This window comes from Luteimonas salinilitoris (assembly GCF_041300785.1).
Taxonomy (GTDB): Bacteria; Pseudomonadota; Gammaproteobacteria; order Xanthomonadales; family Xanthomonadaceae; genus Luteimonas; species Luteimonas salinilitoris.
In genome coordinates, this window is record NZ_JBFWIB010000010.1 from 18,229 (window position 1) to 37,047 (window position 18,819).

15 protein-coding genes and 1 tRNA gene are annotated in these 18,819 nt (G+C 67.6%); 2 read left to right on the forward strand and 14 right to left on the reverse strand.

Annotation, left to right across the window (positions count from 1 at the left end; all coding sequences use genetic code 11):
- Nucleotides 1-81 precede the first annotated feature (81 nt).
- Together AB5T46_RS14500 and AB5T46_RS14505 are read left to right on the forward strand one after the other, a co-directional pair.
- The gene (locus tag AB5T46_RS14500; RefSeq protein ID WP_370564731.1) at nucleotides 82-258 is read left to right on the forward strand and encodes a hypothetical protein; all 177 of its coding nucleotides are present in this window, start codon (nucleotides 82-84) and stop codon (nucleotides 256-258) included.
- Nucleotides 259-469: 211 nt separating this feature from the next.
- The gene (locus tag AB5T46_RS14505; RefSeq protein WP_370564732.1) at nucleotides 470-1,588 is read left to right on the forward strand and encodes a hypothetical protein; all 1,119 of its coding nucleotides are present in this window, start codon (nucleotides 470-472) and stop codon (nucleotides 1,586-1,588) included.
- Between the two features lie 64 nt (nucleotides 1,589-1,652).
- Here the strand turns inward: AB5T46_RS14505 and pnp are convergent, their stop codons facing one another.
- The 14 genes from pnp to nuoI form a co-directional block, all read right to left on the reverse strand.
- On the reverse strand, nucleotides 1,653-3,761 hold the full coding sequence (gene pnp / locus AB5T46_RS14510) for a polyribonucleotide nucleotidyltransferase (RefSeq protein WP_370564733.1): 2,109 nt from the start codon (nucleotides 3,759-3,761) through the stop codon (nucleotides 1,653-1,655).
- 266 nt (nucleotides 3,762-4,027) lie between these two features.
- Nucleotides 4,028-4,288: a 30S ribosomal protein S15 gene (gene rpsO / locus AB5T46_RS14515; protein WP_370564734.1), complete on the reverse strand. Its 261-nt coding sequence runs from the start codon at nucleotides 4,286-4,288 to the stop codon at nucleotides 4,028-4,030.
- A 155-nt stretch (nucleotides 4,289-4,443) separates the two neighbouring features.
- Nucleotides 4,444-5,403 (reverse strand): tRNA pseudouridine(55) synthase TruB, encoded by a 960-nt coding sequence (gene truB, locus AB5T46_RS14520; RefSeq protein ID WP_370564736.1) that lies wholly within the window; start codon nucleotides 5,401-5,403, stop codon nucleotides 4,444-4,446.
- 342 nt (nucleotides 5,404-5,745) lie between these two features.
- Entirely contained in the window at nucleotides 5,746-6,102 is a 357-nt protein-coding gene (gene rbfA / locus AB5T46_RS14525; RefSeq protein ID WP_370564737.1) for a 30S ribosome-binding factor RbfA, read from the reverse strand.
- A gap of 94 nt (nucleotides 6,103-6,196) precedes the next feature.
- Complete coding sequence (gene infB, locus AB5T46_RS14530; protein ID WP_370564738.1) at nucleotides 6,197-8,797, reverse strand: translation initiation factor IF-2; 2,601 nt, start codon at nucleotides 8,795-8,797, stop codon at nucleotides 6,197-6,199.
- Nucleotides 8,798-8,937: 140 nt separating this feature from the next.
- Nucleotides 8,938-10,449, reverse strand: coding sequence for a transcription termination factor NusA (gene nusA / locus AB5T46_RS14535; RefSeq protein WP_370564740.1), 1,512 nt, complete (start codon nucleotides 10,447-10,449; stop codon nucleotides 8,938-8,940).
- Between the two features lie 7 nt (nucleotides 10,450-10,456).
- Nucleotides 10,457-11,092 carry a ribosome maturation factor RimP gene (gene rimP / locus AB5T46_RS14540; protein ID WP_370564741.1) on the reverse strand — a complete coding sequence of 212 codons (636 nt, stop codon included), beginning with the start codon at nucleotides 11,090-11,092 and terminating at the stop codon, nucleotides 10,457-10,459.
- Nucleotides 11,093-11,306: 214 nt separating this feature from the next.
- A tRNA-Met gene (locus tag AB5T46_RS14545) sits at nucleotides 11,307-11,383 on the reverse strand.
- A 290-nt stretch (nucleotides 11,384-11,673) separates the two neighbouring features.
- Nucleotides 11,674-13,140, reverse strand: coding sequence for an NADH-quinone oxidoreductase subunit NuoN (nuoN, locus tag AB5T46_RS14550; protein ID WP_370564742.1), 1,467 nt, complete (start codon nucleotides 13,138-13,140; stop codon nucleotides 11,674-11,676).
- A gap of 10 nt (nucleotides 13,141-13,150) precedes the next feature.
- Complete coding sequence (locus tag AB5T46_RS14555; RefSeq protein WP_370564743.1) at nucleotides 13,151-14,662, reverse strand: NADH-quinone oxidoreductase subunit M; 1,512 nt, start codon at nucleotides 14,660-14,662, stop codon at nucleotides 13,151-13,153.
- Nucleotides 14,663-14,838: 176 nt separating this feature from the next.
- Nucleotides 14,839-16,986: an NADH-quinone oxidoreductase subunit L gene (nuoL, locus tag AB5T46_RS14560; RefSeq protein WP_370564744.1), complete on the reverse strand. Its 2,148-nt coding sequence runs from the start codon at nucleotides 16,984-16,986 to the stop codon at nucleotides 14,839-14,841.
- 302 nt (nucleotides 16,987-17,288) lie between these two features.
- Nucleotides 17,289-17,612, reverse strand: coding sequence for an NADH-quinone oxidoreductase subunit NuoK (nuoK, locus tag AB5T46_RS14565; RefSeq protein ID WP_370564745.1), 324 nt, complete (start codon nucleotides 17,610-17,612; stop codon nucleotides 17,289-17,291).
- On the reverse strand, nucleotides 17,609-18,265 hold the full coding sequence (locus AB5T46_RS14570) for an NADH-quinone oxidoreductase subunit J (RefSeq protein ID WP_370564746.1): 657 nt from the start codon (nucleotides 18,263-18,265) through the stop codon (nucleotides 17,609-17,611). The genes nuoK and AB5T46_RS14570 overlap by 4 nt, the downstream gene beginning before the upstream one ends.
- Before the next feature lie 3 nt (nucleotides 18,266-18,268).
- The gene (gene nuoI, locus AB5T46_RS14575; RefSeq protein WP_370564747.1) at nucleotides 18,269-18,757 is read right to left on the reverse strand and encodes an NADH-quinone oxidoreductase subunit NuoI; all 489 of its coding nucleotides are present in this window, start codon (nucleotides 18,755-18,757) and stop codon (nucleotides 18,269-18,271) included.
- Nucleotides 18,758-18,819: the final 62 nt, after the last annotated feature.

Here is an 18,819-nt window from a genome sequence, read left to right on the forward strand (position 1 = left end):
CCTGCCGCAGGGCCGTGACGCGGACAATGCCGCTCCACGGCCGTCGTTCCATCCCATCTTTCCGTGACCAAGGAGTTCCCTATGAAGCATCAAGCCGAAACGGTGACCGCCGATACGACCGACGCCACCCGCCCGTTTGCGCGTCAGGTTGCGCGCGAACTGACACAGGACGAGATCGCCGCCATCGCCGGCGGCAAGGGCGATACCACCCATGCGACCGGCCCCAACGGCGACGATCCGTCCGATCCCGGCGTCTGAATCCGGCACGGGCCGGCTTCGAAGCACCGGCACGAACGGGCCGCTTTCGTCAGGATGATCCCGCGCGGTCGGCCCGACTGCCGCCCTGGGCGGCACCCGTCAAGGCAAACACGCCCCGCATCTGCGGGGCGTGTTTCGTCAAGGCATCCTGCGGCCGGACGCCGCCCGCATCCGATGCCGCCCCCTCCCCTCGACCGCCCCACCGTCGCCCATGCCTGATCGCCAGCCGCTGATCCTGTCCGCCCTCGCCCACGATATCCACGCCGCCGCCGTCTGCTGGGGTCTGCGAAAACATGGCCTTTCGCCGCGCTGGATCGACTCCTGGGCGGATCCGGCGATGCCGCCGCTATCGATGTGCTGCGATGCGGAATCGGGCCTGCGGGCAACGGGCGGTGCGGCCGACGCGGGGGTGGGCAGCGTCTGGTTCCGCAGGCCGCGCAATCCGGAATCCTTCCCACGGGCGTTGGAGGCGGACCTGCCGTTCCTGCGCAACGAATGGGCTCGCTTCGCCAACAACGTGCATGCGCTGGCCTCAGGACTCACCGATGCGCTGTGGGTGAACCGTCCGTCGGCGGCGATCGATGCCGAGAACAAGATGGTGCAGCTCTGCGCGGCGCGACGCGCGGGCCTGCGTTTCCCGGCGACGTTGATGTCGTCGGACCCGGCCGAGATCAGGCGCTTCGCCGGGGCCCATCGCCGCGTGGTGTACAAGCCGTTCCAGACCCACTCCTGGCAGGACGCGGCGAGCGGCAAGATGTTCAGCACCTATGCGCGGATCGTCGACGCGGAAATGCTGCGCGACGATGCCAGCCTGCGCCAGTGTCCCGGCATCTACCAGGCGGTGGTTCACAAGCGCTACGACGTGCGGGTGACGATCATCGGCGAATGCTCGTTCGCGGTCCGCCTGGACTCGCCGCCGCAGGGCGATTTCATCGATTGGCGGATCGCTTCGCTCGCCAGCACCATGCAGGCCCGGCCGGCCGAACTCCCGGCCGGCTACGACGGTCGGCTGCAGCGCCTGATGCGCGAACTCGGCATCGTGTTCGGCTGCGTCGACCTGGCGGTCGACGCGTCGGGCGAAGCGCACTTCCTCGAGGTCAACCAGGCCGGGCAGTTCCTGTTCCTCGAGCAGGCGGTGCCCTCGATGCCGATGCTGCGGGCGATGTGCGCGCTGCTGGCGCAGGGCCGCACCGACTATTCGCCGGAAGCGATGACCGCCGTGGGCTTCGCCGACTATCTGGCGAGCGACGAACACCGGCAGTGGTGGGAGCGCGTCGGCGGCGGGATCAAGGGCAAGGACGGTTCGGTTCCCGGCGTCAGCGTGGAATGAAGCGCGGAAACGGAAAAAGCGGGCCGAAGCCCGCTTTTTCAGCTTGCACGACGGCGGCGGCGAATCACTCCGCCGACACGCCCTCGCCTTCTTCCACGGCCTTCATCGACAGGCGGATGCGGCCCTGCTTGTCGACCTCCAGCACCTTGACCTTGACCACGTCGCCTTCCTTGAGCTTGTCGGAGACCTTCTCCACGCGCTCGCTGGAGATCTGCGAGACGTGGACCAGGCCGTCCTTGCCCGGCAGGATGGTGACGAACGCGCCGAAGTCCATGATCTTGACCACCTTGCCCTCGTAGATCCGGCCCGGCTCGACGTCCGAGGTGATCTGCTCGATCCGGTCCTTGGCGGCCTGCGCGGCGGCGGCGTTGACCGAGGCGATGACGATGGTGCCGTCGTCCTGGATGTCGATCTGGGTGCCGGTCTCCTTGGTGATCGCCTGGATCGTGGAGCCGCCCTTGCCGATCACCTCGCGGATCTTGTCCGGGTGGATCTTCAGGGTCAGCAGGCGCGGCGCGTACTCGCTGAGCTCGCCACGCGGCTCGGTCAGCGCGTTGCCCATTTCCTTGAGGATGTGCTGGCGGCCCTGGTTGGCCTGCGCCAGCGCGACCTTCATGATCTCCTCGGTGATGCCCTGGATCTTGATGTCCATCTGCAGCGCCGAGATCCCCTCGGCGGTGCCGGCCACCTTGAAGTCCATGTCGCCGAGGTGGTCTTCGTCGCCGAGGATGTCGGACAGCACCACGAACTCGTCGCCTTCCTTCACCAGGCCCATGGCGATGCCCGCCACCGGCGCCTTGATCGGCACGCCGGCGTCCATCAGCGCCAGCGAGCTGCCGCAGACCGAAGCCATCGAGGACGAGCCATTCGATTCGGTGATCTCCGAGACCACGCGGATGGTGTAGGGGAACGCTTCCATCGTCGGCATCACCGCCAGCACGCCGCGCTTGGCGAGGCGGCCGTGGCCGATCTCGCGGCGCTTCGGTCCCATCATGCGACCGGCTTCGCCGACCGAATAAGGCGGGAAGTTGTAGTGGAACAGGAAGTGCTCCTTGTACTCACCGCCGACCGCGTCGATCACCTGGCCGTCGCGCGCGGTGCCGAGCGTGGTGACCACGATCGCCTGGGTCTCGCCGCGGGTGAACAGGGCCGAGCCGTGGGTACGCGGCAGGATGCCGACCTTGCTGCTGATCGGGCGCACGGTGTCGAGCGCACGGCCGTCGATGCGGACCTTGGTGCCGAGCACGGAACTGCGCAGGGTCTGGTATTCGAGTTCACCGAATTCCTTGGACAGCGCCGCAGGCGACCAGCCGTTGGCCTCGATCTGTGCGGCAAGCGATTCGAACACTTCCTTCTTCAGCGAAGAGATCGCATCGCGGCGCTTCAGCTTGTCGCGGATCTGGAAGGCCTGCTCCAGGCGGTCGCCGACCGCGGACTGTAGCGCCGCGACCATCGAGCCGTCGCGCGCCGGCGGCTGCCACTCCCACTTCGGCTTGCCGGCTTCGGCGACCAGCTCGTTGATGGCGTCGATCGCGCCCTGCATCTCCCGGTGACCGAACATCACCGCGCCGAGCATCACGTCCTCCGAGAGCTCCTTGGCCTCGGACTCGACCATCAGCACGGCGTCCTTGGTGCCGGCGACCACCAGTTCCAGGTCGCTGTCCTGCAGCTCGCTGGTGGTGGGGTTGAGCAGGTACTGGCCGTCCTTGTAGCCGACCTTGGCGGCGCCGATCGGGCCCTGGAACGGGCAGCCGGTCAGCGCCAGCGCCGCGGATGCGCCGATCAGCGCCGGGATGTCGGCGTCGACCTCGGGGTTGAGCGACATCACCGTGGCGACGATCTGCACCTCGTTCCTGAACTCGTCCGGAAACAGCGGCCGGATCGGGCGGTCGATCAGGCGCGAGATCAGCGTTTCCTTCTCGGTCAGGCGCCCCTCGCGCTTGAAGAAGCCGCCGGGAATGCGGCCACCGGCGTAAAACTTCTCCTGGTAGTCGACGGTCAGCGGGAAGAAGCTCTGGCCTTCACGCTCGGTCCTGGCGGCGACCGCCGCGACCAGCAGCGTGGTCCCGTCGACCGACACGATGACCGCGCCGCCAGCCTGGCGGGCGATCTCGCCGGTCTCGAGGGTCATGGTGCGACTGCCGTACTGGAAGCTCTTGGTAACTTTCGACACGTTTGATTTCCTTGGATCTCTTTACGATGAACCGGACGGGACCCCTGTCCAGACCGGGTGGCCGCTGGGCGGCGCAGGAGGGTGACTGACAGGAACGGGCATCCGGCCCATCCCGATCGATACCGCCGCAGACCTCGTCCGACGCGGTTGAACGGTCCGGGGGATTCCCGTCCCGCGCGTGGCATCCCTGCACCGCGGTGTTGGCAACGGCCGAAGGCCGGAAAAACAAAACCGCGGCGCATCGCTGCGCCGCGGCATGGGTTCGTTTAGCGGCGCAGACCGAGCTTTCCGATCAGGGCCTTGTAGCGCTCGGCATCCTTGCGGTGCAGGTAGTCGAGCAGGCTGCGGCGCTGGTTGACCATCTGCAGCAGGCCGCGCCGGCTGTGATGATCCTTCTTGTGCGTCTTGAAGTGCTCGGTGAGGTGCGCGATGCGCGCGGTCAGCAGCGCGACCTGGACTTCCGGGGAACCGGTGTCGTTGTCGCCGCGCTTGTGCTGGCCGATGATTTCGCTGGTGTCGATGGACATGTGTCGCCTCTGTGATGCGCGGCCTGCAGGAACGGCGCACCGTGCCGAGTGGCACGGGCGAAGCACCGCATGGCCCGCCGCTTGCTGGAATGAATGCGTGAAATGCTTGGGAAAAGCCGCAAAAGTGTAACCTCTGGCCGCCCTTGCGACAAGGCTCAATGCGGCCCCGGCGGCTGGCTGCAGGCCCAGGCGAACAGCCGCTGCGGGCGCAGCTGCCCCGACTCGTCGACCTGGCCGAGCCCGAGGGCGCGTCCGGCGCGATCGAAGGCCGCCACCGCGCCGCGCGCCGTGAACCCGCCGTCCACGCCCTGGCCGTACGCGAGCCGCCGGGCCTGCTCCTCGTTCAGGACCACCACCGGCCACGCGGTCATGCCGGCTTCGATCGGCAGCAGGCAGGCATCGAGGCAATGGCGGCCGCGCTCGGCCAGCGCCTGCAGCGCTTCCAGGGTCCACAGCCGGGGCTCCCTGAACGGATCCACCCAGAGTCGCCGCAGTTCCGCGACGTGGGCGCCGCAGCCCAGCACCTCGCCGAGGTCGCGCACCAGGCTGCGCACGTAGGTCCCCGACCCGCACTCCACATGCAGCCGCAGCAGCGGCTCGCCGCGGTCGAGCAGGTCTGCCGCGGACTGCAACCGGAAGGCGTGCACGTCGACCTCGCGCGGCTCGACCTCGATCGTCTCCCCGCGCCGCGCCTTGGCATACAGCGGCTCGCCGCCGCGCTTGAGCGCCGAATACACCGGCGGACGCTGCAGGATCCGGCCGGTCAGGCCGGTCAGCGCCGCGTCGAGGATGGGAATGTCCAGCAGCGGCACCGGCCGTTCGCGCAGCGGCTGCCCCTCGGCGTCGTCGGTGTCGGTGACGATGCCCAGCCTGGCCACGGTGTCGTAGGCCTTGCGCGCGCCGAGCAGTCCGCCGGCGATCTTGGTCGCCTCGCCGAAGCACACCGGCAGCAGGCCGGTCGCCAGCGGGTCGAGGCTGCCGGTGTGGCCGGCCTTCTCCGCCTGGAACAGGTGGCGGACGCGCTGCAGCGCCTGGTTCGAACTCAGTCCGCGCGGCTTGTCGAGCAGCAGGATGCCGTCGAGCTTGCGAAAGCGTGTGCGTGGCCGGCGGGTCATCTATTCATTGTAGAGGCGCGGGAAATGGGAACCTGAAACCTGGACTCGGACCCGGTCCGACACTTGGATTGGGACTTGGGAATGGCCAAGAAGCTACCGCGCCGTCATCCTGGCGAAGGCGGATCCATTTGTTTCCCGGAGCCACGTCAACAGATGATCCCGGCTGTTCATTGACACCGCCCGTGGCGACGGGTCCGACCTCACCGCAACGGATACGGTTGCCTGGCGCGGCTTGCGCCGGGATGACGATACAAGGCGCTTCCGGCTGTCGACTGTCACCTATCGGGCATCGGACGCCGATACCGGCGATCAACTGCCGCTGCCGGCCACCAGCTTTAACGTTCAGGCAGCATCCCCACCATGGTCGTCGCGCAGCAGGTTGTCGATCCGCTCGCCACGGTCGACCGAGTCGTCGTAGTGGAAATGCAGCTCCGGCACGTGGCGCAGGTTCACCGCGCGCGCCAGCCGGAAGCGTATCTCGCCGGCGATCTCGCGCAGGCCCTTCACCGCCTCGCCGGAGCGCTCCGCCTGCAGCGCGGTGACGAATACCTTGGCGTGCGCCAGGTCGCGCGTCACCTCCACGTCCGACACGCTGACCGACGGCAGTCCGTGCTCCTGCACCGCCGCGCGGACCAGCGCACCCAGCTCGCGGCGGAGCTGTGCGGAAACACGGTCGGTACGATGGAAGGACTTGTTCATAGGAGTGAGTGAAGAGGAGTGAGAAACGAGTGGAGAAGCGGAAGCCGGCGAAGAATCGCTCTCACTTCTCACTTCTCTCCACTCACTTCTGCCTTTAAAGCGTCCGCTGCACCTCGATCCGCTCGAAGCACTCGATCTTGTCGCCCGGCTTGACGTCGTTGTACGCCTTCACGCCGATGCCGCACTCGGTGTTCACGCGCACCTCGTCGACGTTCTCCTTGAAGCGCCGCAGCGACTCCAGTTCGCCTTCGAAGATCACCGTGTCGTCGCGCAGCACGCGGATCGGCTTGTTCCGCTTGACCACGCCCTCGACCACCATGCAGCCGGCGACCGCGCCGAACTTGGAGCTGCGGAACACGTCGCGGACCTCGGCGGTGCCGATGATCTCCTCGCGGATCTCCATGCCGAGGATGCCGGAGGCCACCTGCTTCACCTGGTCGATCACGTCGTAGATGATCGAGAAGTAGCGCAGGTCGAGACCGTTGCTCTCGATCACCTTGCGTGCGGAAGCATCGGCGCGGACGTTGAAGCCGATGATCGTCGCCTTGGCCGCGGCCGCGGAGTTGGCGTCGGACTCGGTGATGCCGCCGACGCCCGAGACGATGATGTTGATGCGGATCTGCTCGTTCGACAGCGCGATCAGCGCCTGCCGCAGCGCCTCGGCGGAACCCTGCACGTCGGCCTTGATCACCAGGTTGAGCGACAGCTGCTGCTCGCTCTGGCCCATCTGCGCCATGATGTCTTCCATGCGGTTGCCCGCCGCCTGCACCAGGCGTGTCTCGCGGCGCTTGGTCTCGCGCTGCTGGGCGACTTCCTTGGCCAGGCGCTCGTCGTCGACGACCACGAAATCGTCACCGGCATCCGGCACGCCCGACAGACCCAGCACCTGCACCGGAATCGAGGGGCCGGCACTGTCCACCGGCTTGCTGTTCTCGTCGAACAGCGCGCGCACGCGGCCGAACTGAATGCCGCAGACCAGGTAGTCGCCCTTGTTCAGCTTGCCCTGCTGCACCAGCACGGTCGCCACCGGGCCGCGGCCCTTGTCGAGCGAGGACTCGATGACGGTACCGACGGCGCGGCCTTCCGGTGGCGCGCGGAGCTCGAGCACCTCGGACTGCAGCAGGATCGCGTCGAGCAGGTCGTCGATGCCATCGCCGGTCATGGCGGACAACTCCACCATCTGGATCTCGCCGCCGAACTCCTCGGCCACGACCTCGTGCGCCAGCAGCTCGTTCTTGATCCGGCCCGGATCGGCGCCGGACTTGTCGATCTTGTTGATCGCCACGATCAACGGCACGTTCGCGGCGCGCGCGTGCTGGATCGCCTCGATCGTCTGCGGCATGACGCCGTCGTCGGCCGCGACCACCAGCACCACGATGTCGGTGAGCTTGGCGCCGCGCGCGCGCATCGACGTGAACGCGGCATGGCCGGGCGTATCCAGGAAGCTGACCACGCCCTTCTCGGTCTCGACGTGATAGGCGCCGATGTGCTGGGTGATGCCGCCGGCCTCGCCGGAGGCGACCTTGGTGCGGCGGATATGGTCGAGCAGCGAGGTCTTGCCGTGATCGACGTGACCCATGATGGTGACCACCGGCGGGCGCGCCTCGCCCTCGCCCTCGGCCGCGCCGACGTGTGCGATCAGCTCGCTCTCGACGTCGTCGCTGTCGGCGCGGACCGCCTTGTGGCCGAGCTCCTCGATCACCAGCACCGCGGTGTCGTGGTCGATGGTCTGGGTGATGGTCGCCATGACGCCCATCTTGAACAGCGCCTTGACCACGTCGCCGCCCTTCATCGCCAGCTTCTGCGCGAGCTCGGCCACGGTGATCGCGTCGCCGACCGGCACTTCGCGCACCACCGGCGCGGTCGGCCGGGCGAAGCCGTGCTGGCCGCCGCCGGTGCGTGCCTGCTCCACCTGGCGCCTGGACTTGGGCTTGCGCACCGTCGAACGACGCGCGCGCTCGGAGGCGCTCAGGTGCAGCTGGCCGGCGAAGCGCGCGGCAGCGCCGTCGTCGTCCTCGACGCCCGCGACCATCACATGCGAACCGCGATGATGCTTCTGCTTGTGTCCGCTGCGATCGTCACGCGCGGGGGCCGGCTTCGGATGGCCGTGGCCGTGACCGGGCTTGCGCGCGGCGGCGGATTCTTCCTCGACCGGTGCGGCCGCGGCGGCGACGGCCAGCTCGGCCTCCTTGCGCAAACGCTCGGCCTCGGCCTCTTCCGCGCGCTTGCGCTGCTCGGCTTCCTCGGCGCGACGCTTGTCGGCCTCGGCCAGGCGCTGCTGCTCGGACAGGTTGCGCTGCCGCGATTCCTCGAGCTTGCGCAGGATCTCGGCGCGCTCGTCGTCGACCGGCGCGCCGCTGTTCCCGGCCGCTTCCTCGGTCGGCTTGACCAGGGTGACCTTCTTGCGCACCAGGACGTCGACGGTGGCGCGGTTCTTGCCGCCACCCACCGTCAGCTCCTGCTTGCGGCTGCGGTTGAGCGTGATCTTCTTCGGCGCAAGGCTCTCGTCGGCGGCCTTGTCGGCCTTGCCGTGGGTCCGGCGCAGGAAGCCCAGAAGCTTGACCTTCTCGGTGCTGGTCACGACCTGGTCGGGATCGCTGAACGGCATGCCGGCCTCGGCCAGCTGCTCCAGCAATTTCTCGACCGGCGTGTTCACCAGTGCGGCCAGCTTGCGGATCGTGGTTTGTTGCGACATTCGGGTTCCGGTTCCTTGGGCGTCGGCGAAATCGCCGCGCTGTGGATTGAGCCAATTGTACCGTTTGCGGACGGACGCTTCGGGCCGGGGGCCAGGAGGCGTCGTCGGCCTCCGGCGCTCAACCCGCGTTTAACGCCATCTCAGGCCTCCCGCTCGAGGCGGGCGATCTCCTCGGCGCGAGCGGCGAGGATCAGGGCGGCGGCGCGCTCCTGGTCGATCCCCTCGACGCCGAGCTCCAGCAGTTCGTCGGTGCCGAGATCGGACAGGTCCTCGCTGCTGCGCACGCCGTGCGAGGCCAGCGCATAGGCGGTGGTGTCGTCCATGCCTTCCAGCGCCAGCAGGTCCTCGCCCGGCGCGTTCTCGTCGAGCTCCTCCTCGACCGCCAGGGCGTCGTTGAGCAGGGCGTCGCGGGCGCGGGCGCGCAGTTCCTCGACGATGTCCTCGTCGAAGCCCTCCACCGCCAGCAGCTCGCCGACCGGCACGTAGGCGATCTCCTCGACGGTGCTGAAGCCTTCCGACACCAGGATGCCGGCGATTTCCTCGTCGACCTCGAGCTTCTCCTGGAACAGCTCGCGCGCGGCGATCTGCTCGGCCTCGGACTTCGCGGTCACCTGGTCCTGGGTCATCACGTTCAGCTGCCAACCGGTCATGCGGCTGGCCAGGCGCACGTTCTGGCCGCCCTTGCCGATCGCCTTGGCCAGCAGCTCCTCGGCCACCGCCAGGTCCATGGAGTGCTTCTCCTCGTCGACGATGATCGACTGCACCTCGGCCGGCGCCATCGCGTTGATGACGAACTGGGCAGGGTTGTCCGACCACAGCACGATGTCGACGCGCTCGCCGTTGAGCTCGTTCGACACCGCCTGCACGCGCGAGCCGCGCATGCCGATGCAGGCGCCGATCGGGTCGGTGCGGTTGTCGTAGGCCACCACGGCGATCTTGGCGCGGTCGCCCGGGTCGCGCGCGCAGGCCTTGATCTCGACCAGGCCCTGGCCGACCTCCGGCACCTCGAGCTTGAACAGCTCCATCATGAATTCGGGCGCGGCGCGGCTGATGAACAGCTGCGGGCCACGGGGCTCGCTGCGCACGTCGAACAGGTAGCCGCGGATACGGTCGCCGGCGCGGACCACGTCGCGCGGGATCGCCTTGTCCTTGGGGATGAACGCTTCCGCGTTGCCGCCCAGGTCGACGTAGACGTTGCCGCGCTCGACACGCTTGACGATGCCGGTGACCAGTTCGCCGATGCGGTCCTTCCAGGCGTCGACCACCTGCGCGCGCTCGGCCTCGCGCACGCGCTGCACGATCACCTGCTTGGCGGCCTGCGCGGCGATGCGCCCGAACTCGGCGTTCTCGATCGGCTCCTCGATGTAGTCGCCGACCTCCACGCCCTCGGCCTCGTCGACCGCGTCCATCAGCCGGATCTGGCGATGCGGCGACTCCATCACAACGTCGTCGGCCACGACCTCCCAGCGGCGGAAGGTCTGGTAGCTGCCGTCCTTCGGGTCGATCGCGACGCGCGTGATCACGTCCTCGTCGTGGTAGCGCTTCTTGGCGGCGGTGGCCAATGCTGCCTCCATCGCCTCGAGGATCACCGATTCCGGCACGCCCTTTTCGTTGGCGACCGCGTCGACGACCATCAACAGTTCCTTGCTCATTTCTGGATCACTCCGAACTCGACGGCCCATCGGCCGTACGCTTGTTGGCTTGTGGTGGCTTCACCTGCTTGTCGGAACGCGAATCGCGCCCCGACGGCTTCTTCTGCTTGCCCGGACGGGCGTCGCGGCCGGAACGGTCCTTCGCCGGCGCCAGGCCGAGCGCGGCCCAGTCCGGGACCAGCCGCGCCTTGTCGATGTTGTCGAACGCCACCGTGAACGGTTGGCCGTCGACCTCGAACGCGATCGTGTCGCCCTCGACCCCGGTGATCCTGCCCTGCAGCCGGCGGCGCCCGTCCTGCGGCAGCTTCAGCCCGACCTTCGCGGCCTGTCCGGCGAAGCGCGCGAACTGCTCCGGCGTGAACAGCGGCCGATCGATGCCCGGCGACGACACCTCGAGGGTGTAGTGCCCGCTGATCGGGTCCTCGACGTCCATCTGCGCCGACACCTCGCGGCTGACGGCCTCGCAATCCTCGATCGTCACGCCCTGCCCTTCGGCCTCGGGATCGGCGCCGGGCCGATCGATGTACAGGCGCAGCACGGCGCTGCCGGGCGTCGGCAGGTACTCCGCGCCCAGCAACTCCAGCCCCAACGCTTCGACCGTCGGCGCCAGCAGTTCCACGATTGTCGTCGCTTTGTCCGCCATCTCTTCCCGTAAAGCGGCTGCGCACCGGTGTGCGGATCCGCCAAGAACTCCCGCCAAGAACTCGTAAAACAAACAAGGGGCCCGACGGGCCCCTTGTCCGATACCACTGGATTTCGGCACCGGCACGCGAGCAGTACGCGTTCCGGCTCAGCCCGATTCGCGGCCGGGAAACAAAAAAGCCTCCAGGAGAGGCTTTTCGTCGACCGCGAAAAGCTGGTAGCGGGGGCAGGATTTGAACCTGCGACCTTCGGGTTATGAGCCCGACGAGCTGCCAGACTGCTCCACCCCGCAGCAGATTGCGAATTATGGGGAATCCGGCGCTTTATTGCAAGCCCAGGATCCTTGCCGAACAGATGCCCCATGCACTCGAAGCGGGGATCTCCAGCCGCGGATCGGCGCGGATGAACGCGGATGGAATGCGCCGGGCCGGTATCCACAAGATGGGGCTTCGTCCGAACCATGCAAGGCGTGGGCCGGGCAAGGCAACGGCGGGGGTGCGCTCCATCTGCCGAGCGGGTGCTGACGAAGGCGGTTCCGCTTCCGATCCGCGTTCATCCGCGTTGATCCGCGGCAAAAAAACGCTATCCCGCGAACGCCTGCTGGCACAGGGCCATCAGCGGGCTCCAGAACAGTCCCAGTACCAGCAGCGACAGCGCGTTGACCGCGAACATCGCCCGCAGCCCCGTGCCCTGGCGCGCCTGCAGCGGCTCGCCGGCGGGCTCGTCGAAGTACATCACCTTGATCACGCGCAGGTAGTAGAACGCGCCGATCACCGCGAACACGATGCCCACGATCGCCAGCCACAGCAGGTCGCCCTCGAGCGCGGCGCGCAGCACCGCCAGCTTGGCCCAGAAGCCCAGGAACGGCGGCACGCCGGCCAGCGAGGCCATGATCACCAGCACCAGGCCGGCCATCCACGGGCTGCGCGCGTTCAGGCCCTTGAAGTCGTCGATGCGGTCGGCCTCGAAGCCCTTGCGCGACAGCATCACGATCGCGCCGAACGCCGCCGCCGACATGATCGCGTAGCTGATGGCATAGAACATCGCCGCGGCGAAGCCGCCCTCGCCGCCGCCGGCCAGCCCCAGGAACAGGAAGCCGATGTGCGAGACGGTGGAGTACGACAGCATCCGCTTGAGGTTGCTCTGCGCGATCGCGACGATGTTGCCGATCGCCAGCGACAGCGCCGCCAGCAGCGCCAGCAGCAGTTGCCACTGGTCCTGCATCGGCCCGAGGCCGACCTCGAACAGGCGGTAGGCCATGCCGAACGCCGCCAGCTTGGGAACCGAGCTGATGAAGACCGTGATCGCCGTCGGCGCACCGTGATAGGCGTCGGGCAGCCACATGTGGAACGGCGCGGCACCGAACTTGAACGCGACGCCGGCCACCACGAACACCAGACCGGTCAGCAGCAGCACGCGGTCGGCGCCGGAAACGGTCGCCGCGGCCGCGCTGATCGCGTCCAGGTACAGGGTGCCGGTCGCGCCGTAGACCAGCGACAAGCCGTACAGCAGCAAACCGGAGGCCAGCGAGCCGAGCACGAAGTACTTCATGCCGGCTTCCGAAGCCAGCGGACCGTCGCGGTCGATCGCCACCAGCGCATACGAACACAGCGCCAGCAATTCCAGCCCCAGGTAGACCATGGTCAGGTTGCCGGCCGAGACCAGCAGCATCATCCCGACCACGGCGAACAGCACCAGGATCGCCACCTCGCCCTTGTACAGGCCGCGCTCGCGCAGGTACGACCAGCTGTAGCCCAGCGACATCGCCGACACCACCAGGATCACGAACTTCAGCATGTCGGCGGCGGCGTCGCGGACGAACAGGCCCTCCATTACCACGCCGCGCCCGCCGACCCCGGCGGCCACCAGTCCCGCCGCAGCCAGCAGCGTGACGATCGCCAGCGTGTGGGTGAGGATGCGGTGGCGTTCGTCGAGGAACAGGTCGAGCATCAGCAGCGCGAACGCACCGAAGATCACCGTCAGTTCCGGCAACAGCGGCGCGAACTCGGCGAAGGTGCGGACGGGTGGCGTCATGGCGGCGACGGTCATCGCACGATCCTCAAAGCTTGGTGGCGGACAGCAGTTCCGCCAGGTGCGCGATGGAAGGTTCCATCAGGTCGGTCAGCGGCTTCGGCCAGAGGCCGATCGCCAGCACGCCGGCGGCGAACACGCCCAGCACCAGCACCTCGCGGGCGTTGACGTCCTGCAGCGCGGCGACGTGGGCGTTGCCGACCTCGCCGTACAGCACGCGCTTGACCAGCCACAGGGTGTAGGCCGCGCCGATCACCAGGGTCATCGCCGCGACGAAGGCAATCAGCGGATGGCTCTGGAACGCCGCCAGGATCACCATGAATTCGCCGACGAAGCCCGAGGTGCCCGGCAGGCCGGCATTGGCCATGGAGAACAGCACCATGAACGCGGCGAACCAGGGCATCACGTTGGCGACGCCGCCGTAGTCGACGATCTGGCGGCTGTGCATGCGGTCGTAGAGCACGCCCACGCAGGAGAACATGGCGCCGGAAATGAAGCCGTGGCTGACCATCTGCACCATCGCTCCCTGTAGGCCCAGGCGCGCGGCGTCGGCGTTGCCGGTGTCGCGCATCAACGCGAAGGCGATGAAGATGCCCAGGGTGACGAAACCCATGTGCGAGACCGACGAGTAGGCGATCAGCTTCTTCATGTCCGACTGCGCCAGCGCCACCAGGCCGACGTAGACCACCGCGATCAGCGACAGCGCGATCACCAGCCAAGCCCACTCGTGGCCGGCGTCGGGCACGATCGGCAGGCTGAAGCGCAGGAAGCCGTAACCGCCGATCTTCAGCATGATCGCGGCCAGGATCACCGAGCCGCCGGTTGGCGCCTCGACGTGCGCGTCCGGCAGCCAGGTGTGCACCGGGAACATCGGCACCTTGACCGCGAACGCCGCCAGGAAGGCGAAGAACAGCCACATCTGCTCGGTGGCGGTGAGCGGCAGCCGGTACAGGTCGGGCAGCTGCCAGCTGCCGCCCTTCAGGTACAGGTAGATCAGCCCGACCAGCATGAAGACCGAGCCGAGGAAGGTGTAGAGGAAGAACTTCACCGACGCGTAGACGCGCCGCGGGCCGCCCCAGACGCCGATGATGATGAACATCGGGATCAGCATCGCCTCGAAAAAGGCGTAGAACAGCATCGCGTCGACCGCCGCGAACACGCCGACCATCGCCCCTTCCAGCACCAGGAACGCGGCGAAGTACTGGCTGACGCGCTTGTCGATCGACCCCCACGCGCCGATCAGCACCAGCGCCGTGGTCAGCGTGGTCAGCACGATCAGCGCCACCGAGATGCCGTCCGCGCCGAGGTGGTACTGGATGTCGTAGGCGGGGATCCACTCGCGCCGCTCGACGAACTGCATGCCGGCGGCGGCGAAGTCGAAACCGGTCAGCAACGGAATGCTGACGACGAACACCAGCAGCGCCACCGCCAGCGCCAGCCAGCGCGCCAGCTGGGGTCGCGCCTCGCCGCAGGCGAGCGTCAGGACGCCGCCGAGGACCGGGAGCCAGATCAGGAGGCTGAGAAGTGGCCAGCTATGCATGGAAACATCCGACTCGGAAAGATTTGGCCGGCCGCGCCTGCCCCTCGTCCCCGCACGGGTGGGAGTCGGAAGGCTTCGCTGTCAGCCGAATGACGCCGCCGGATCCCGGCCTGCGCAGGGATGGCGAACTGATGGTGTGTTGACCCCGGAGATGCATCGTCTTCTCGTTCCCGCCGTCAGGTCCAGTAACGGATCAGCACGGCCAGCAGCGCGATCAGGCCGATGATCATCGCGAAGGCATAGTGGTAGAGGAAGCCGGACTGGACCCGGCGCGCGACCCCCGAGACGAGATCGACCACGCGCGCGGCGCCGTTGACGATCAGGCCGTCGATCAGCTTCTCGTCGCCCTGCCGCGAGACCTTGCCGAGCAGCAGGCCGCCGCCGGCGAAACCGCCGATCCACAGGTCGTCCGCCCAGTACTTCTTCTCCAGCACGCGCGTGATCAGCGAGAACGGGAACACGCCGCGCAGCTTCGCCGGCAGGCCGGGCTTCCACCAGTACAGCACCGTCGCCAGCACGAAGCCGGCCAGCATCAGCCAGAACGCCGGAGCGAGCAGGCCATGCAGGGCGAAGGCCACCGGGCCGTGCCACAGCTCGGCCCCGAGCGCGACCACGGTGTCGCGCGCCTCGGCCAGGTCGATCGCGCCGAGGAAGAACGGCGCCTGCTCGTGATGGCCGCTCCAGTCGGTGCCGAACAGCACCGGCCCGGCGGTGAAGAAGCCGATCGCGATCGAGGGAATCGCCAGCAACACCAGCGGCAGGGTCACGACCCACGGCGACTCGTGGGGGTGAGCGGGGGTTTCATGCGCCACTGGCGCATGCCCGCGAACGCCCGGCCATGGATGGCCGGGCTGGTGCTCGTGATCAGGCACGGTCTCGCCATGGACGGCGGCATCGTCTGCATGATCCCCGTGGTGCCCATGCGCAAGCGCGTCGCGGAAGCGCTCGGCACCGAAGAAGGTCAGGTACAGCAGCCGGAAGCTGTAGAAGCTGGTGACGAACGCGCCCAGCAGCACCGCCCAGTAGCCGTAGGTGCCGATCCAGCCCATGCGCTCGGCGGCGTGCCCGGCCGCCTCGATGATCGTGTCCTTGGAATAGAACCCGCTCAGGAACGGCGTGCCGATCAGCGCCAGGGTGCCGATCACGCTGGTCCAGAAGGTGATCGGCATGTACTTGCGCAGGCCGCCCATCTTGCGCATGTCCTGCTCGTGGTGCATGCCGATGATCACGCTGCCCGCGGCCAGGAACAGCAGCGCCTTGAAGAACGCGTGGGTCATCAGGTGGAAGATCGCGGCCGAGTACGCCGATACGCCGAGCGCGACGGTCATGTAGCCCAGCTGCGAGAGCGTGGAATAGGCGACCACGCGCTTGATGTCGTTCTGCACGATGCCGATCAGGCCGGTGAAGAACGCGGTGGTGGCGCCGATGAACAGCACGAACGCCAGCGCGGTGTCGCTGAGCTCGAACAGCGGCGACATGCGCGCGACCATGAAGATGCCGGCGGTGACCATCGTCGCGGCGTGGATCAGCGCCGAGATCGGGGTCGGGCCTTCCATCGAGTCCGGCAGCCAGACGTGCAGCGGCACCTGCGCCGACTTGCCCATGGCACCGATGAACAGGCAGATGCAGATGAGGGTCGCCACCGACCAGGGCCGGCCGTCCAGGATCTCCACCACCTGGCCGCCGCCGATCTTGTCGGACGCATTGGCGAACACGGTGGCGTAGTCCAGCGTGCCGAACCAGTACAGCACCGCGGCGACGCCCAGCAGGAAGCCGAAATCACCGACGCGATTGACCAGGAACGCCTTGAGGTTGGCGAAGATCGCGCTCGGCTTCTTGAACCAGAACCCGATCAGCAGGTACGAGACCAGGCCCACCGCCTCCCAGCCGAAGAACAGCTGCAGGAAGTTGTTGCTCATCACCAGCATCAGCATGCTGAAGGTGAACAGCGAAATGTAGCTGAAGAAGCGCTGGTAGCCGGGATCCTCGGCCATGTAGCCGATGGTGTAGACGTGCACCAGCAGCGAGACGAAGGTGACGACCAGCATCATCATCGCCGTGAGCCGGTCGATCATGAAGCCGACGTGGGCGGAGTAGTTGCCCACCTCGAAGAAGGTGTAGACGTTCTCGTTGTACGGCGCCGCGCCCTGCCCCGTCAGCTGCCACAGCACGTAGCCCGACAGCGCGCAGCTGACCGCCACGCCGAGGATGGTGACCGAGTGCGCGCCCGCGCGCCCGACCTGGCGGCCGAACAGGCCGGCCACGATCGAGCCGAGCAGCGGCGCGAGCACGATGATCAGCAGGTGGGTTGTCGAAATCGCCATTTTTGTCAGTTATCCAGAAGCCGCACCATCGAACATCTCGAGAAAAACCTTCCGCACTGCACCCCGGTCATCACTGCCGCCATCCATGGCGGTACTGCGTCTGCTCCGGATGGTCCGGCCCGGCCATCCGTGGCCGGGCGTTCGCGAAGGCGCGAGCCAGTGGCTCGCAAGCGCATCGCTACGCCCCGGTTGTCACATCCGCCATCCATGGCGGCACTACCTCAGCTCCGGATGGTCCGGCCCGGCCATCCGTGGCCGGGCGTTCGGCAGGCCGCGCGGCAGTGCCGCGCAAGCGGCCTGCCTCACCCCTTCAACGTATCGATGTCGGCGACGTTGATCGTGCGCCGGTTGCGGAACAGCGTGACCAGGATCGCCAGGCCGATCGCCGCCTCGGCCGCGGCCACGGTCAGGATGAAGAACACGAACACCTGGCCGGTGGCGTCGCCGAAATGGCGCGAGAAGGCGATGAAGTTGATGTTGACCGCGAGCAGCATCAGCTCGATCGACATCAGCAGCACGATCACGTTCTTGCGGTTGAGGAAGATGCCGGCGACGCTGATGCAGAACAGCACGGCGCCGAGCGCGAGATAGTGTCCGAGGGCCAGGCCCTCGCCGAGGAAACTCATGGCTTACCCTCCCCGTCCGGCGTTTCGCCGTCGACCGGCGGCGCCTGGGTGGTGCGCGGCGCCTCGGCCTGCATCTGCACCATGCGGAACCGGTCCTTCGCCTGCACCCGCGACTGCGCGCCCGGGCTCTGGTGCTTGGCGCCCTCGCGCCGGCGCAGGGTCAGCATCACCGCGGCGATCACCGCCACCGTGAGGATCAGCGCCGCGACTTCGAACGGCAGCAGGTAATCGGTGAACAGGCGGTGTGCCACCCAGGCGGTGTTGGACACCCCGGCCGCCTCCGCGACGTCCGGGGCGAACAGCGTGACGCGCGAACGGATGCCGATCAGCGTCAGCATCTCGGCCAGCATCACCACCGCCACCAGCAACCCGACCGGCAGGTAGCGCACGTAGCCTTCCCGCAGCGGCGCCACGTCGATGTCGAGCATCATCACCACGAACAGGAACAGCACCATCACCGCGCCGACGTACACCAGGATCAACGCCACGCCGAGGAACTCGGCGCCGGCCAGGATCCAGGTGCAGGCGACGGTGAAGAAGGTCAGCACCAGGAACAACGCGGCATGGACCGGATTGCGGACGCTGATCACCGCCACCGCGGACATCACGGTGAGGACGGCGAACACCAGGAAGGCGAGCAGAGTGAGATCCATGGCTTACCTGTAGGCGGCGTCGGCGGCGCGGCGTTCGGCGATCTCCGCCTCGAGGCGGTCGCCGATCGCGAGCAGTTGCTGCTTGTTGACCACGTTCTCGCCGCGGTTCTCAAAATGGTATTCGTGCACGTGGGTCTCGACGATCGAGTCGACCGGGCAGGATTCCTCGCAGAACCCGCAGTAGATGCACTTGAACAGGTCGATGTCGTAGCGCGTGGTGCGGCGGCTACCGTCGGCGCGCTGCTCGGAGTCGATGGTGATCGCCAGTGCCGGGCACACCGCCTCGCACAGCTTGCAGGCGATGCAGCGCTCTTCGCCGTTTGGATAGCGGCGCAGCGCGTGCAGGCCGCGGAAGCGCGGCGACTGCGGCGTCTTCTCCATCGGGTACATCAGCGTGTACTTGGGCCGCCACAGGTACTTGAAGGTCAGCCACAGGCCGCCGATCAGCTCGAGCAGCAGCAGGCTGCGGAACCAGAACACGATGCGGTTCATCGCTGCACTCCATTCATGACGTCCCGGACAGCTGCCGTCACGGCAGCTGTCCGGGTCGCCGA

Coding starts and splice junctions, on each gene's coding strand:
- AB5T46_RS14500 (WP_370564731.1), top strand. CDS start 82: ATGAAGCATCAAGCCGAAACGGTGACCGCCGATACGACCGACGCCACC.
- AB5T46_RS14505 (WP_370564732.1), top strand. CDS start 470: ATGCCTGATCGCCAGCCGCTGATCCTGTCCGCCCTCGCCCACGATATC.
- rpsO (WP_370564734.1), bottom strand. CDS start 4,288: ATGTCCATCGACACCAGCGAAATCATCGGCCAGCACAAGCGCGGCGAC.
- truB (WP_370564736.1), bottom strand. CDS start 5,403: ATGACCCGCCGGCCACGCACACGCTTTCGCAAGCTCGACGGCATCCTG.
- rbfA (WP_370564737.1), bottom strand. CDS start 6,102: ATGAACAAGTCCTTCCATCGTACCGACCGTGTTTCCGCACAGCTCCGC.
- infB (WP_370564738.1), bottom strand. CDS start 8,797: ATGTCGCAACAAACCACGATCCGCAAGCTGGCCGCACTGGTGAACACG.
- nusA (WP_370564740.1), bottom strand. CDS start 10,449: ATGAGCAAGGAACTGTTGATGGTCGTCGACGCGGTCGCCAACGAAAAG.
- rimP (WP_370564741.1), bottom strand. CDS start 11,092: ATGGCGGACAAAGCGACGACAATCGTGGAACTGCTGGCGCCGACGGTC.
- nuoN (WP_370564742.1), bottom strand. CDS start 13,140: ATGACCGTCGCCGCCATGACGCCACCCGTCCGCACCTTCGCCGAGTTC.
- AB5T46_RS14555 (WP_370564743.1), bottom strand. CDS start 14,662: ATGCATAGCTGGCCACTTCTCAGCCTCCTGATCTGGCTCCCGGTCCTC.
- nuoL (WP_370564744.1), bottom strand. CDS start 16,986: ATGGCGATTTCGACAACCCACCTGCTGATCATCGTGCTCGCGCCGCTG.
- nuoK (WP_370564745.1), bottom strand. CDS start 17,612: ATGAGTTTCCTCGGCGAGGGCCTGGCCCTCGGACACTATCTCGCGCTC.
- AB5T46_RS14570 (WP_370564746.1), bottom strand. CDS start 18,265: ATGGATCTCACTCTGCTCGCCTTCCTGGTGTTCGCCGTCCTCACCGTG.
- nuoI (WP_370564747.1), bottom strand. CDS start 18,757: ATGAACCGCATCGTGTTCTGGTTCCGCAGCCTGCTGCTGCTCGAGCTG.